Source organism: Pseudomonas sp. HN2, from assembly GCF_020736465.1.
GTDB classification, from domain to species: domain Bacteria; phylum Pseudomonadota; class Gammaproteobacteria; order Pseudomonadales; family Pseudomonadaceae; genus Aquipseudomonas; species Aquipseudomonas moraviensis_A.
The window spans coordinates 972,188-985,536 of the sequence record NZ_CP085885.1 but is presented as its reverse complement, the minus strand read 5'-3'; the positions used below and the strand labels follow the sequence as shown (position 1 = coordinate 985,536).

13 protein-coding genes are annotated in these 13,349 nt (G+C 61.3%); 6 read left to right on the top strand and 7 right to left on the bottom strand.

Features of this window, described 5'->3' with window-relative positions; all coding sequences use genetic code 11:
* Positions 1–21: 21 nt before the first annotated feature.
* The 4 genes from LIS66_RS04175 to mreB all read right to left on the bottom strand — a co-directional run bounded on the left by LIS66_RS04175 (position 22) and on the right by mreB (position 3,593).
* Positions 22–618 carry a Maf family protein gene (locus tag LIS66_RS04175; protein ID WP_227973690.1) on the bottom strand — a complete coding sequence of 199 codons (597 nt, stop codon included), beginning with the start codon at positions 616–618 and terminating at the stop codon, positions 22–24.
* Positions 619–655: 37 nt separating this feature from the next.
* Positions 656–1,147 (bottom strand): rod shape-determining protein MreD, encoded by a 492-nt coding sequence (mreD, locus tag LIS66_RS04170; protein ID WP_042608773.1) that lies wholly within the window; start codon positions 1,145–1,147, stop codon positions 656–658.
* The gene (gene mreC / locus LIS66_RS04165) at positions 1,147–2,220 is read right to left on the bottom strand and encodes a rod shape-determining protein MreC (protein ID WP_024011607.1); all 1,074 of its coding nucleotides are present in this window, start codon (positions 2,218–2,220) and stop codon (positions 1,147–1,149) included. Before mreC ends, mreD begins: the two co-directional genes overlap by 1 nt.
* Positions 2,221–2,555: 335 nt before the next feature.
* A complete protein-coding gene (mreB, locus tag LIS66_RS04160) occupies positions 2,556–3,593 on the bottom strand; it encodes a rod shape-determining protein MreB (protein WP_002555108.1) in 1,038 nt (345 codons plus the stop codon).
* Positions 3,594–3,804: 211 nt separating this feature from the next.
* Between mreB and gatC the strand changes: the two genes are divergently transcribed.
* The 6 genes from gatC (at position 3,805) to LIS66_RS04130 (ending at position 9,020) form a co-directional block, all read left to right on the top strand.
* On the top strand, positions 3,805–4,092 hold the full coding sequence (gene gatC / locus LIS66_RS04155) for an Asp-tRNA(Asn)/Glu-tRNA(Gln) amidotransferase subunit GatC (RefSeq protein WP_024011606.1): 288 nt from the start codon (positions 3,805–3,807) through the stop codon (positions 4,090–4,092).
* A gap of 16 nt (positions 4,093–4,108) precedes the next feature.
* Positions 4,109–5,560, top strand: a complete 1,452-nt coding sequence (gene gatA / locus LIS66_RS04150) for an Asp-tRNA(Asn)/Glu-tRNA(Gln) amidotransferase subunit GatA (RefSeq protein ID WP_042608774.1) — start codon at positions 4,109–4,111, stop codon at positions 5,558–5,560.
* A gap of 10 nt (positions 5,561–5,570) precedes the next feature.
* A complete protein-coding gene (gene gatB, locus LIS66_RS04145) occupies positions 5,571–7,016 on the top strand; it encodes an Asp-tRNA(Asn)/Glu-tRNA(Gln) amidotransferase subunit GatB (RefSeq protein WP_016771702.1) in 1,446 nt (481 codons plus the stop codon).
* 147 nt (positions 7,017–7,163) lie between these two features.
* Positions 7,164–7,535, top strand: coding sequence for a septal ring lytic transglycosylase RlpA family protein (locus LIS66_RS04140; RefSeq protein WP_227973689.1), 372 nt, complete (start codon positions 7,164–7,166; stop codon positions 7,533–7,535).
* Positions 7,536–7,632: 97 nt separating this feature from the next.
* Positions 7,633–8,643: a calcium/sodium antiporter gene (locus tag LIS66_RS04135; protein ID WP_064364547.1), complete on the top strand. Its 1,011-nt coding sequence runs from the start codon at positions 7,633–7,635 to the stop codon at positions 8,641–8,643.
* Positions 8,640–9,020, top strand: a complete 381-nt coding sequence (locus LIS66_RS04130; RefSeq protein ID WP_227973688.1) for a carboxymuconolactone decarboxylase family protein — start codon at positions 8,640–8,642, stop codon at positions 9,018–9,020. Before LIS66_RS04135 ends, LIS66_RS04130 begins: the two co-directional genes overlap by 4 nt.
* Positions 9,021–9,136: 116 nt before the next feature.
* On the opposite strand, the gene LIS66_RS04125 is transcribed toward LIS66_RS04130, so the two are convergent.
* The 3 genes from LIS66_RS04125 to LIS66_RS04115 form a co-directional block, all read right to left on the bottom strand.
* On the bottom strand, positions 9,137–10,078 hold the full coding sequence (locus LIS66_RS04125; RefSeq protein ID WP_042608778.1) for an AEC family transporter: 942 nt from the start codon (positions 10,076–10,078) through the stop codon (positions 9,137–9,139).
* A gap of 298 nt (positions 10,079–10,376) precedes the next feature.
* The gene (gene garD, locus LIS66_RS04120) at positions 10,377–11,930 is read right to left on the bottom strand and encodes a galactarate dehydratase (RefSeq protein ID WP_042608779.1); all 1,554 of its coding nucleotides are present in this window, start codon (positions 11,928–11,930) and stop codon (positions 10,377–10,379) included.
* Positions 11,931–11,941: 11 nt separating this feature from the next.
* A complete protein-coding gene (locus tag LIS66_RS04115) occupies positions 11,942–13,303 on the bottom strand; it encodes an MFS transporter (RefSeq protein WP_051600602.1) in 1,362 nt (453 codons plus the stop codon).
* Between the last annotated feature and the right edge of the window lie 46 nt (positions 13,304–13,349).

Sequence of the window (13,349 nt, the reverse complement as noted above, 5' to 3'; positions counted from 1 at the left end):
GCATCTGGATTCGTACGACGCTCAGGGCGTGTTCAGGTTTTGCCAACAGGGTATGCCGAAATGGCCCAACACCTCGCAGGTTTCGCACAACGGCAGGCCGACCACCGCCGAATAGCTGCCTTCGAGCCCGGCGACAAACACTGCACCGAGGCCTTGAATGCCGTAACCGCCGGCCTTGTCACGCGGTTCGCCACTGGCCCAGTAGGCGGCGGCCTCATCGCGGCTGATCGTGCGGAAATGCACCCGACTGCGCACCACCCGCGACTCGCAGCGCTCGCCTTCGAGCACGGCGATGGCCGTCAGCACTTCGTGTTCGTTGCCGGACAACATCATCAGCATGGCGCATGCATCGGCTTCGTCCACCGGTTTGCCAAGAATTTTGCCGTCGAGCACCACAGCGGTGTCGGCGCCGAGCACGCAGAACGGCTGGTCAGAGACGACCGAGCGGCGACCGGCCTCAGCCTTGCCGCGCGCGAGGCGTTCGACATAGGCCGAAGGGGATTCATCAGGAAGCGGGGTTTCGTCGATATCCGCACTGATGGCGGAGAATTGCACGCCGACCTGCGTAAGCAATTCACGGCGACGCGGTGAGCCGGAGGCGAGGTAAAGCAGTTTCATCAAAACATCTCCCTGTTCAGTGCCCTGCTTCACCGGCTCAATAGATTCTGTAGCGTCGGCACATCCCGCGCAGGGCGAAGCTGACCCACGGCCAGAGCAAGGCACTGACCAGTGCCGGCAAGACCAACGCCAGGGTTGGTTGGCGATTGCCGGTCAAGGCGCTGAGCCACAGTTGCGCCAATTGTGCGAGGCCGAAGATCACCAGGATCACCAGGCACTGTTGCCACATCGGGAACATGCGCAGACGCTGCTGCAACGACAGTACAAGGAACGTGATCAGGGTCAGGATCAGCGCGTTCTGCCCAAGCAGGTCGCCCTGCAGGACATCTTCGGCCAGCCCCAGACAGAACGCGGTGACCATGCCGACCGTGTGCGGCATGTACAGCGCCCAAAAGGTCACGAGCAAGGCCAGCCACAGCGGGCGGAGGATTTCCATGAAGATCGGCAACGGTGAAACGCTGAGCAGGATGCCGACGAAGAAGGTCAGCCAGATCATCCAGCCGTTTGCGGATTTTTTCGCGCCGACCATTATTCTCGTCCCCCGGTAGTCGCTGGCGGTTTCGCCGGTGGTTTGCTGGCGGCCGGTGGCTTGGCCGCGGCGGGCGCGGCAGCGGGCGGTTTGCTCGCGGCGGGCTTGGCTGGCGTGGCGGCAGGCGCTGCGGCTTCGGCGGCCGGCGCGGCGGTAGCGGTGGAAGGCGTGGCAGGCATGATCAACGGTTTCGGTACGCTGGCCGGCAACATCGGCCCGCCACCGTGGGCGTCGAGCTGTTCCTGGGCTTGGGCGGCGTCATTGGCGCGCTCCTCGGCGGTGCGGCTGTCGCTGAACACCAGCAGCAGGTAGCGGCTGCGGTTCAGGGCGGCGGTCGGCACAGCGCGGACAATGGCAAACGGTTGGCCGGAATCGTGGATGACTTCCTTGACCGTGGCCACCGGATAGCCGGCCGGAAAACGCTGGCCGAGACCGGAACTGACCAGCAGATCGCCTTCCTTGATGTCCGCCGTGTCGGCGACATGACGCAATTCCAGGCGCTCCGGGTTACCGGTGCCACTGGCAATCGCGCGCAGACCGTTGCGGTTCACCTGCACCGGAATGCTGTGGGTGGTGTCGGTCAGCAGCAGGACACGCGAGGTGTAAGGCATCAATTCAACCACCTGGCCCATCAGCCCCCGTGCATCGAGCACCGGTTGGCCGAGCACCACGCCGTCGCGCTCGCCTTTGTTGATGATGATGCGATGGGTGAAGGGGTTGGGGTCCATGCCGATCAACTCGGCCACTTCGACCTTTTCGTTGACCAGCGCAGAGGAATTGAGCAGCTCGCGCAGCCGAACGTTCTGCTCGGTCAGGGCCGCGAGCTTTTGCATGCGTCCCTGCAACAGCAGGTTTTCGGTCTTGAGTTTTTCGTTTTCGGCGACGAGCTCGGTGCGGCTGCCGAACTGGCTGGCGACCCCTTCCCACAAGCGGCCGGGCAGGTCAGTGATCCAGTAGGCGTCCATGAGCACCAGCGACGCTTGTTTGCGCGCGGGCTTGAGCAGGTCGAAACGCGCATCGACCACCATCAGCGCGACCGCGAGCACGGCCAGCACCAACAGGCGCACGCCCAACGAAGGGCCCTTGGTGAAAAGCGGTTTAATAAGCCGCTCCTCCCAGGCAAATGTTCTGTTTATTCATACGGCATCAAACCGGCCTGGATGAAGACTGACAGAAGATAAACGCCAACAGGCAGCACTGCAAAGTGCTGCCTGTGCGTTCACCCACGTATTGCATTCGAAGCATCAAATGGTGTGAAAGCGTAGCGAGCGACGGCAAGACAAGGCAAAAACAGGCGAGGAAGCGGAGTTTACGGGTTGTAAATGAGCATTCCGAGCCTGTTTTTAACGCAGTATTGCGCGCGTAAAGCCGAAGGCTCCCAGCCCTGAGTAGCTTTCACGCCGTTTGATTATTCGCTCGAAAGCAGATCCATGGTGTGCTTATCCATCATTTCCAATGCACGGCCACCGCCGCGAGCAACGCAAGTCAACGGATCTTCGGCAACGATCACCGGCAGACCGGTTTCCTGGGCCAGCAACTTGTCGAGGTCACGCAGCAGCGCGCCACCACCAGTCAGCACCAGGCCACGCTCGGCGATGTCGGAAGCCAGTTCCGGCGGCGATTGCTCCAGAGCGCTTTTCACGGCCTGAACGATGGTCGCCAGCGACTCTTGCAGAGCCTCGAGCACTTCGTTGGAGTTCAGGGTGAATGCGCGTGGAACGCCTTCGGCCAGGTTGCGACCGCGAACATCGACTTCGCGGACTTCGCCGCCCGGGTAGGCGGTACCGATTTCCTGCTTGATGCGCTCAGCGGTGGATTCACCGATCAGGCTGCCGTAGTTGCGGCGCACGTAGGTGATGATCGCTTCGTCGAAACGGTCGCCGCCGACACGGACGGATTCGGCGTAAACCACACCGTTGAGGGAGATCAGGGCGATTTCAGTGGTACCACCACCGATGTCCACGACCATCGAACCGCGCGCTTCTTCGACCGGCAGACCGGCACCGATCGCAGCGGCCATCGGCTCTTCGATCAGGAACACTTCACGGGCACCGGCGCCAAGGGCCGATTCACGGATGGCACGACGCTCAACCTGGGTGGACTTGCATGGAACGCAGATCAGCACACGAGGGCTGGGCTGCAGGAAACTGTTTTCGTGAACCTTGTTGATAAAGTACTGCAGCATCTTTTCGCAGACGCTGAAGTCGGCGATCACGCCATCCTTCATCGGACGAATGGCAGCAATGTTGCCCGGCGTACGGCCGAGCATGCGCTTGGCCTCGGTGCCGACAGCGACGACACTTTTCTGGTTACCGTGTGTCCGAATGGCCACAACCGATGGCTCATTCAGGACGATACCGCGCTCGCGCACGTAAATAAGGGTGTTGGCAGTGCCCAGGTCAATGGAAAGATCGCTGGAAAACATGCCACGCAGTTTCTTGAACATGGGAAAGGGACCCTAGGCAACGCGTGGGTAAAAAAGTGCGGCAAACTCTAACAACGACAGGGATTTTGGGCAAGGCGCCAATATGTTAAATTGGCCGCTTTTCTGTGCACCAAGCCCCACAATCGCGGCCTTATGACCGTAGAAGTGCGGTAGTGTTCCGACAATCTAACACACGGACGCCGTCCGTTCTGTTTTCCACTGGAGAATCCCGATGGCGCTAGAACGCTCCGACGTGGAAAAAATCGCGCATCTGGCCTGCCTTGGCCTCAACGATGCCGATCTTCCGCACATTACTTCCGCCCTCAACAGCATTCTCGGGCTGGTCGACGAAATGCAGGCCGTTGATACCGATGGTATCGAGCCGCTGGCCCACCCCCTGGAAGCCAGTCAGCGCCTGCGCGCCGACGTGGTGACCGAGACGAATAATCGCGAGGCCTACCAGTCCATCGCACCAGCGGTCGAAAACGGCCTGTATCTGGTTCCGAAAGTCATCGACTAAAGGGAAAGAGCCTGCAATGCATCAAATGACTCTGGCCGAGATCGCCCGCGGTCTCGCCGATAAAAAGTTTTCCTCCGAAGAGCTGACCAAAGTCCTGCTGGCGCGTATTACCCAGCTCGATCCGCAGCTCAACAGTTTCATCAGCCTCACCGAGGACCTGGCCATCGAGCAGGCGAAAGCCGCCGACGCACGCCGGGCCAACGGTGAGAGCGGCGCCCTGCTCGGCGCGCCGATCGCTCACAAGGATCTGTTCTGCACCCAGGGCATTCGCACCAGCTGCGGCTCGAAAATGCTCGACAACTTCAAGGCTCCGTACGACGCCACCGTAGTCGCGAAACTGGCCGCTGCCGGCGCCGTGACCCTGGGCAAGACCAACATGGACGAATTCGCCATGGGTTCGGCCAACGAGTCGAGCTGGTACGGCGCGGTGAAAAACCCGTGGAACCTGGAACATGTGCCGGGCGGTTCGTCCGGTGGTTCGGCGGCGGCGGTTGCTGCTCGTCTGTTGCCGGCGGCCACCGCAACCGACACCGGCGGCTCGATCCGTCAGCCGGCGGCGTTCACCAACCTCACCGGCCTGAAGCCGACCTACGGTCGCGTTTCGCGCTGGGGCATGATCGCCTACGCGTCCAGCCTCGATCAGGGCGGTCCGTTGGCGCGCACGGCCGAAGACTGCGCGATCCTGCTGCAAGGCATGGCCGGCTTCGATCCGAACGACTCCACCAGCATCGATGAGCCGGTGCCGGATTACTCCGCCAGCCTCGGTGATTCGCTGCAAGGCCTGCGCATCGGCGTGCCGAAGGAATACTTCAGCGCCGGTCTCGACCCGCGCATCGCCGAGCTGATCCAGAACAGCATCCAGCAGTTGCAGAAGCTCGGTGCAGTGATCAAGGAAATCAGCCTGCCGAATATGCAGCACGCCATTCCTGCGTACTACGTGATCGCCCCGGCAGAAGCGTCTTCCAACCTGTCGCGTTTCGACGGCGTGCGTTTCGGCCACCGCTGCGAAAACCCGGAAAACCTCATCGACCTGTACAAGCGCTCCCGTGGCGAAGGCTTCGGCGCGGAAGTACAGCGCCGGATCATGGTCGGTGCTTATGCGCTGTCCGCCGGTTACTACGACGCCTACTACCTGAAAGCGCAGAAGATCCGTCGTCTGGTGAAAAACGATTTCATGGCTGCCTTCAATGAAGTCGACATCATCCTCGGCCCGACCACACCGAACCCGGCGTGGAAACTCGGCGCGAAGAACAGCGACCCGGTCGCTGCCTATCTGGAAGACGTCTACACCATCACCGCCAACCTCGCCGGCCTGCCGGGCCTGTCGATGCCGGCCGGTTTTGTCGACGGTCTGCCGGTGGGCGTGCAGTTGCTCGCGCCGTATTTCCAGGAAGGCCGCCTGTTGAACGTTGCCCACCAGTATCAGCTCAACACTGACTGGCACACCCGCACCCCAACCGGCTTCTGAGGAGACACACATGCAATGGGAAGTCGTGATCGGGCTGGAGATTCACACTCAGCTCACCACCCGGTCGAAAATCTTTTCCGGTAGTTCCACCACCTTCGGTTCCGAGCCGAACACCCAGGCCAGCCTGATCGACCTGGGCATGCCCGGCGTGCTGCCGGTGCTCAACCAGGAAGCGGTGCGCATGGCGGTGATGTTCGGTCTGGCGATTGACGCCGAGATCGGCCAGCACAACGTGTTCGCCCGTAAGAACTACTTCTATCCGGACCTGCCGAAGGGCTACCAGATCAGCCAGATGGAATTGCCGATCGTCGGCAAGGGCCACCTGGACATCGCCCTGGAAGACGGCACGGTCAAACGCGTCGGCATCACCCGTGCGCATCTGGAAGAAGACGCCGGCAAGAGCCTGCACGAAGAGTTCAACGGCGCCACCGGCATCGACCTCAACCGTGCCGGCACGCCGCTGCTGGAAATCGTCTCCGAGCCGGACATGCGCAGCGCCAAGGAAGCCGTGGCTTACGTCAAGGCGATCCACGCGCTGGTGCGTTATCTGGGCATCTGCGACGGCAACATGGCCGAAGGCTCGCTGCGTTGCGACTGCAACGTCTCGGTGCGCCCGAAAGGCCAGGTCGAATTCGGCACCCGCTGCGAGATCAAGAACGTCAACTCGTTCCGCTTCATCGAGAAGGCGATCAACTCCGAAATCCAGCGCCAGATCGAACTGATCGAAGACGGCGGCAAAGTGATTCAGCAGACTCGCCTGTACGATCCGAACAAGGACGAGACCCGTCCAATGCGTTCGAAAGAGGAAGCCAACGACTACCGTTACTTCCCCGATCCGGACTTGCTGCCGGTGGTCATCGAAGAGTCGTTCCTCGGTGAAGTGCGTGCGACCTTGCCGGAACTGCCACCGCAAAAGCGCGAGCGCTTCCAGAGCCAGTTCGGTCTGTCGGCCTACGACGCCAACGTGCTGGCCACCAGCCGTGAGCAGGCGGATTACTTCGAGAAAGTCGCGGCCATCGGTGGCGACGCGAAACTGGCGGCGAACTGGGTGATGGTCGAGTTGGGCAGCCTGCTCAACAAGCAGGGCCTGGACATCGAGGATTCGCCAGTGTCCGCCGAGCAACTGGGCGGCATGCTCCAGCGCATCAAGGACAACACCATTTCCGGCAAGATTGCCAAAGTGGTGTTCGAAGCGATGGCCAATGGCGAAGGCAGTGCTGACGAGATCATCGAAAAGCGCGGCCTCAAGCAGGTCACCGACACTGGCGCAATCTCCGCGGTGCTCGACGAAATGCTCGCAGCCAACGCCGAACAGGTCGAACAGTACCGCGCGGCAGACGAAGCCAAACGCGGCAAGATGTTCGGCTTCTTCGTGGGCCAGGCCATGAAAGCCTCCAAAGGCAAGGCCAACCCGCAGCAGGTGAACGAACTGCTGAAAAGCAAGCTCGAAGGCTGACCACAATGGAGCCAGATCCAAAGCCTGGCTCCATCCCCTGTAGGAGTGAGCCTGCTCGCGATAGCGAAATGTCAGACACTGAAAAAGTGACTGTCGAACCGCTATCGCGAGCAGGCTCACTCCTACATTTGATCCGGGAAACCTTGAATGAAGCGCCTGTTTTTGAGCAGCGCCCTGCTCTCCCTGCTGGCCGGTTGCGCCAGTACTGACACCATCGACCCGCACGGTTACGACCAGACCGGCGTCGCCTCCTATTACGGAGCCAGACACCACGGTAAACGCACCGCCAGCGGCGAGGCGTTCAACCAGAATTCCCTGACCGCCGCCCACCGCCAACTACCCTTCGGCACACGGGTGAAGGTCACCAACCTGAAAAACGATGAATCCGTCGTGGTCCGTATCAATGATCGTGGCCCGCATACCCGTGGACGCCTGATCGACGTGTCCCGCGAGGCCGCCGAACAGCTCGGCATGCTGCGCAGCGGCACCGCGCGGGTTCGCGTGCAGGCCCTCGACTGATGGAGCGCCGACCATTTTCGCACTAGCTGATCTGCCGCTGATCAACGTCATCGAACTGTTCAGCGGCTTGTGTCTCTTGATCATCGGCGCCGAGCTGATGGTGCGGGCCGCCGTGCGCCTGGCCGAGCGGCTGCATGTACGTCCGCTGATCATCGGCCTGACCATCGTCGCCCTCGGCAGCAGCGCGCCGCAGATGACCGTCAGCCTGCAAGCGGCGCTGACCCACAACCCCGACATCGCCGTCGGCAGCGTGGTCGGCAGCGGCATCTTCAACATTCTGGTGACCCTCGGCCTGTCGGCGCTGATCATCCCACTGCGCGTGTCTCGGCAACTGGTGCGCCTGGATATCCCGCTGATGATCGGCGCCAGCCTGCTGGTGTTCATCCTCGCCTGGAACAAAGACCTCGGACGCTTCGACGGCATTCTTTTGCTCGGCGCTCTGGCGCTGTATCTCGGCTTGCTGTTTCGCCAGTCGCGACATTCGACCCGCCCCCATGGCGCAGAGCCGCCGGAAACGCAGCAATCCTGGCTGATCAGTGTGCTGATGATTCTCGCTGGCCTGACCCTGCTGGTTTTCGCCGGCCGCTTGTTGCTCGGCGCCGCCGTGGCCGTGGCCACCGACCTTGGGCTGTCGGAACGGGTCATCGGCCTGACGGTCGTCGCGGTCGGCACTTCGCTGCCGGAACTGGCGACCTCGCTGATCGCCGCGTTGCGCGGGCAGCGCGACATTGCCGTGGGCAACGTGATCGGCGCCAATCTGTTCAACCTGCTCGGGGTGCTGGGGCTGACCGCGTTGCTCGCACCGGCGCCGCTTTCGGTTTCGCCCAACGCGCTGGATTTCGACTTGCCGGTGATGCTCGGCGTCGCCGCGCTGTGTCTGCCGGTGTTCTATTCCGGCTACCGCGTGACCCGGGCTGAAGGCTTGCTGCTGCTGGGTTTGTATCTGGTCTACGGGCTGCACGTGGTGTCGTTCACCACCGGCATGCCGCTGGCCGGCAAGCTCGAGCGCTTGATGCTGTTTTATGTCCTGCCGGCGCTGCTGACGTTTCTGGCGTTCACGTCGATCCGCGCCTGGCGTCGCCAACACCACAAGAGAGATGTGCCATGAGCGAGTCGAAGCAGTCCGGGGTTGAAATCCGTCGTCAGGTCATGGGCGATGCGTTCGTTGATCGCGCGCTGGGCAATGCCACTGAATTTACCCAGCCGTTGCAGGATTTCGTCAATGAACATGCGTGGGGCGGCGTGTGGAATCGCCAAGGCTTGTCGCTGAAAATCCGCAGCCTGATTACCCTTGCAGCGCTGACTGCATTGAAGTGCCCGCAGGAGTTGAAGGGCCACGTGCGTGGTGCGTTGAACAACGGTTGCACGGTGGACGAGATTCGTGAGGCGTTGCTGCATTGCGCGGTGTATGCCGGCGTGCCGGCGGCGATTGATGCGTTTCGCGCGGCGCAGGAAGTGATTGAGACCTACCAGAAGCCGGAGTGATTCGGCGCGGCTGAAATAGCCATCGCGAGCAGGCTCACTCCTACAGGGGAATGCATTTCACATGTGGGAGCGAGCCTGCTCGCGATGGGGCCATGAGCAACACCGCAAAATCCAGATCAGATCCACCCACCCCACTGCAACACGAAGATCCCGACATTGGTGGTGATCGCCGCCATCAACGTGGTCATCACGATAATCGCCGCCGCCAGCTCATGATTGCCCTGCGCCGCCCGGGCCATGACGAAACTCGCCGCCGCCGTCGGACTACCGAAGTAGAGAAACAGAATCCCCAACTCCGCGCCGCGAAAGCCCCACAACCAGGCTCCGAGGGTTGCCAGTATCGGCAGACCGACCATCTTCACCAGACTGGAGCTGAGCGCCATGTTGCCGCTCTTGCGCAGCGCCGCCAGTGACAGCGTGCCACCGATACAAATCAGCGCCAGCGGCAAAGTGGTCTGCGCCAGATACTGGCCGGAGGTTTCCAGCCAGCCCGGCAGGCCGATCTTGAAATAGGCGAACGGCGCAGCCGAAATCACGCTGATGATCAGTGGATTGCTGAACACGCTTTTACAGATACTCCACGGATCGGATTTGATCACCGGGCTGTACACCGCCAGCACAATGGTCGACAGCGTGTTGTAGAACAGGATCACCAGCGCCGCGAGAATCGCCCCGAGGGAAATACCATAATCGCCATACATGCTCGCGGCGAGCGCCAGACCGATCACGCCGTTGTTGCCGCGAAACGCGCCCTGGGTGTAAATGCCGCGATCTTCACGCGGACACTTGAAAATCGCCCAGCCCCAGGCCACGGCAAAGCTCACCAGGGTGGCCAGGGAAAAGTAAATGAGGAGCGAAGGTTGCAGCGCGGCGTGCAGGTCAGCGTGGAGGATGCCGAGAAACAGCAGCGCCGGCATCGTGACGTTGAACACCAGCGACGAGGCCGTGTGAATGAAGTTGTCGTTGATCCAGTCGATGCGCTTGAGCAGCACACCGAGAAACAGCATGGCAAACACCGGCGCGGTGATGTTCAGGGTTTCGAGAAAGATTGCCAGCATGCCGGAGAGCCTTGGGTGAGCGTCGATAGGGGGCTAATGATAAGCCACTTGCGGCGCTATGGCCTCAATCCAAAAGCCGAAAGCTGAAAGGCAAAAGCCCCTCACCCTAACCCTCTCCCGAAGGGAGAGGGGACTGACCAAGATGTCTTGCGTCATACATCGACCTGAAAGACCGAGTCGACTATGGATTCGGTAAAGCCGTTTCAGGTCGGTGTGCTTCGCGAATATTCCCGGGTCGGCCCCCTCTCCCTCCGGGAGAGGGCTGGGGTGAGGGGGCTTTTGATCTTCCCTGCAACGATCAGGTAATCGGCGCCGGGTTGAACAAGGTGATGTCGTTGTGCAGCTTGTGTTTCTCCGCCCAGGTCTGTTGCTTGCCACTGGCAACATCCAGGTAATAGTGAAACAGCTCCCAGCCGAGTTCTTCGATGGTCGCGCGCCCGGTAGCAATGCGCCCGGCATCGATGTCGATCAGGTCCGGCCAGCGCTGCGCCAGTTCGGTGCGGGTCGACACTTTGACCACCGGCGCCATGGCCAGCCCGTAAGGCGTACCGCGACCAGTGGTGAACACGTGCAAATTCATCCCCGCCGCCAGTTGCAGCGTACCGCAGACAAAATCGCTGGCCGGCGTTGCGCAGAAAATCAGACCCTTCTGCTTGAAACGCTCGCCCGGGCCGAGCACGCCGTTGATCGCGCTGCTGCCGGACTTGACGATCGAGCCCAGCGACTTCTCGACAATGTTCGACAACCCGCCCTTCTTGTTGCCCGGCGTGGTGTTGGCGCTGCGATCAGCCTCGCCCTTGGCCAGGTAACGGTCGTACCAGTCCATCTCGCGCACCAGCTCTTCGGCGACGGTCTGCGTCTGCGCCCGTGAGGTCAGCAGGTAGATCGCATCGCGCACTTCGGTGACTTCGGAAAACATCACCGTCGCCCCCGCACGCAATAGCAAGTCCGAGGCATAACCCAGTGCCGGATTGGCAGTGATGCCAGAGAACGCGTCACTGCCGCCGCACTGCATGCCGAGAATCAGCTCGGAGGCCGGCACGGTTTCGCGGCGGCGCTGGTCGAGTTTCTTCAAACGGACTTCAGCCAGTTCCATGATCTGCTCGATCATTTCGGTGAAACCGTGACTGGAGTCCTGCAAGCGGTACAGCCACGGATCGCTGAGATCCACAGACGCATCGTCCTCGTGCATCACCTGCCCGGCCTGCAATTTCTCGCAGCCCAGACTGATCACCAGCGCCTCGCCGCCCAGGTTCGGGTTGCGCGCCAGATTGCGCACGGTGCGAATCGGGATGTAGGCGTCGGTGGCGGTGATCGCCACGCCGCAGCCGTAACTGTGAGTCAGCGCCACCACGTCATCGACGTGCGGGTACTTCGGCAGCAGCTCTTCCTTGATGCGCTTGACCGCGTGATCGAGCACGCCGGTGACGCACTGTACGGTCGTGGTAATCCCGAGAATGTTGCGCGTGCCGACGGTGCCGTCGGCGTTGCGATACCCCTCGAAGGTGAAGCCTTCCAGCGGTGCCTGCGCGGCCGGCACGTCGGTGGACAGCGGCAGGCTGTCGAGCGGCGGCGCGGTCGGCATGCGCAGTTGATCTTCCTTGACCCAACTGCCACGACGGATCGGCTGCAATGCGTAGCCAATGATCTGCCCGTAACGAATCACCGGGCCGCCCTCGGGAATTTCCTCCAGGGTGACCTTGTGGCTCTGTGGCACGAAATCCACGGTGACCAGGCCATCGGCAAACTCGGTACCGGCCGGTACGCCCTGATCGTTGACCACCACTACAACGTTGTCCCGCTCGTGCAGGCGGATGTAGCGCGGCGAGTCGGAATGTTCAATCAACTGCATGACGCCGCTCCTCAGGAATGCGCTTGAGACAAATTGCCGGTGGCTTCGTTGCCGCCCTTGGCTGGCGGCTCTTTCAACACCACACGCTTGATCGGGCCGACGATCACCAGGTAGCTGAACACCGCGACCAGTGCGTTGGCGCCGACAAACACCAGCGCCCATTTGAACGAACCGGTGGAGCTGATGATGTAGCCAATCACGATCGGCGTGGTGATCGAAGCGATGTTGCCGAAGGTGTTGAACAGGCCACCGCTCAGACCGGCGATCTGTTTCGGCGAAGTGTCGGAGACCACCGCCCAGCCCAGTGCGCCAACGCCTTTGCCGAAGAATGCCAGGGCCATGAAGCCAACCACCATCCATTCCACTTCAACATAGTTGCACGCAACGATGCTGCTCGATACCAGCAGACCGGCGATGATCGGCGCCTTGCGGGCGAAGGTCAGCGAGTGGCCCTTGCGCAGCAGGTAATCGGAAATCACCCCGCCGAGCACGCCGCCGATAAAGCCGCAGATCGCCGGCAACGAAGCGATGAAACCGGCCTTGAGAATGGTCATGCCACGCTCTTGCACCAGATACACCGGGAACCAGGTCAGGAAGAAATAGGTGATGCCGTTGATGCAGTACTGGCCCAGATAAACGCCGAGCATCATGCGGTTGGTCAGCAGCTGACGGATGTAGTCCCACTTCGGACCGTCGGACTTCTTGCCCTTCTGATCCATGTCGACCATGCCGCCGTTGTCAGCGATGTGCTTGAACTCGGCCTCGTTGACGCGTGGGTGCTCACGCGGGCTGTAGATGACTTTCAGCCATACCAGCGAGAACACGATGCCGAGGATACCCATGACGATGAACACGTGCTCCCAGCCGAAGCTGTAGACGATCCAGCCCATCAGCGGCGCGAACAACACGGTGGCAAAGTACTGCGCCGAGTTGAAGATCGCCGAAGCGGTGCCGCGTTCAGCGGTCGGGAACCACGCGGCGACGATGCGCGCGTTGCCGGGGAACGATGGCGCTTCGGCCAGGCCCACGAGGAAGCGCAGCATGAACAGCGCAACCACTGCCGTGGACATGCCGAATTCACCGACGAAGCCTTGCAGCACGGTGAACAGCGACCAGGTGAAAATGCTCAGGGCATAGACTTTTTTCGAGCCGAAGCGATCAAGCAACCAGCCACCGGGAATTTGCCCGGCGACGTAGGCCCAACCGAATGCGGAGAAGATGTAGCCGAGGGTAACGGCGTCAATGCCCAGATCCTTTTGCAGGCTGGAACCGGCAATGGCGATCGTGGCACGGTCGGCGTAGTTGATCGTCGTCACCAGAAACAGCATGAGCAGGATCAAATAGCGGACGTGAGTCGGCTTGGAGGATTGCATGCAGATGTACTCCCACTGATTATTTTTATGCGCGGGTGAAGCTTCT

What these genes read in the sequence shown, in the direction of transcription:
- LIS66_RS04175 (WP_227973690.1), bottom strand. Translation starts at nt 618, where the DNA reads ATGAAACTGCTTTACCTCGCCTCCGGCTCACCGCGTCGCCGTGAATTG.
- mreD (WP_042608773.1), bottom strand. Translation starts at nt 1,147, where the DNA reads ATGGTCGGCGCGAAAAAATCCGCAAACGGCTGGATGATCTGGCTGACC.
- mreB (WP_002555108.1), bottom strand. Translation starts at nt 3,593, where the DNA reads ATGTTCAAGAAACTGCGTGGCATGTTTTCCAGCGATCTTTCCATTGAC.
- gatC (WP_024011606.1), top strand. Translation starts at nt 3,805, where the DNA reads ATGGCGCTAGAACGCTCCGACGTGGAAAAAATCGCGCATCTGGCCTGC.
- gatA (WP_042608774.1), top strand. Translation starts at nt 4,109, where the DNA reads ATGCATCAAATGACTCTGGCCGAGATCGCCCGCGGTCTCGCCGATAAA.
- gatB (WP_016771702.1), top strand. Translation starts at nt 5,571, where the DNA reads ATGCAATGGGAAGTCGTGATCGGGCTGGAGATTCACACTCAGCTCACC.
- LIS66_RS04140 (WP_227973689.1), top strand. Translation starts at nt 7,164, where the DNA reads ATGAAGCGCCTGTTTTTGAGCAGCGCCCTGCTCTCCCTGCTGGCCGGT.
- LIS66_RS04135 (WP_064364547.1), top strand. Translation starts at nt 7,633, where the DNA reads ATGGTGCGGGCCGCCGTGCGCCTGGCCGAGCGGCTGCATGTACGTCCG.
- LIS66_RS04130 (WP_227973688.1), top strand. Translation starts at nt 8,640, where the DNA reads ATGAGCGAGTCGAAGCAGTCCGGGGTTGAAATCCGTCGTCAGGTCATG.
- LIS66_RS04125 (WP_042608778.1), bottom strand. Translation starts at nt 10,078, where the DNA reads ATGCTGGCAATCTTTCTCGAAACCCTGAACATCACCGCGCCGGTGTTT.
- garD (WP_042608779.1), bottom strand. Translation starts at nt 11,930, where the DNA reads ATGCAGTTGATTGAACATTCCGACTCGCCGCGCTACATCCGCCTGCAC.
- LIS66_RS04115 (WP_051600602.1), bottom strand. Translation starts at nt 13,303, where the DNA reads ATGCAATCCTCCAAGCCGACTCACGTCCGCTATTTGATCCTGCTCATG.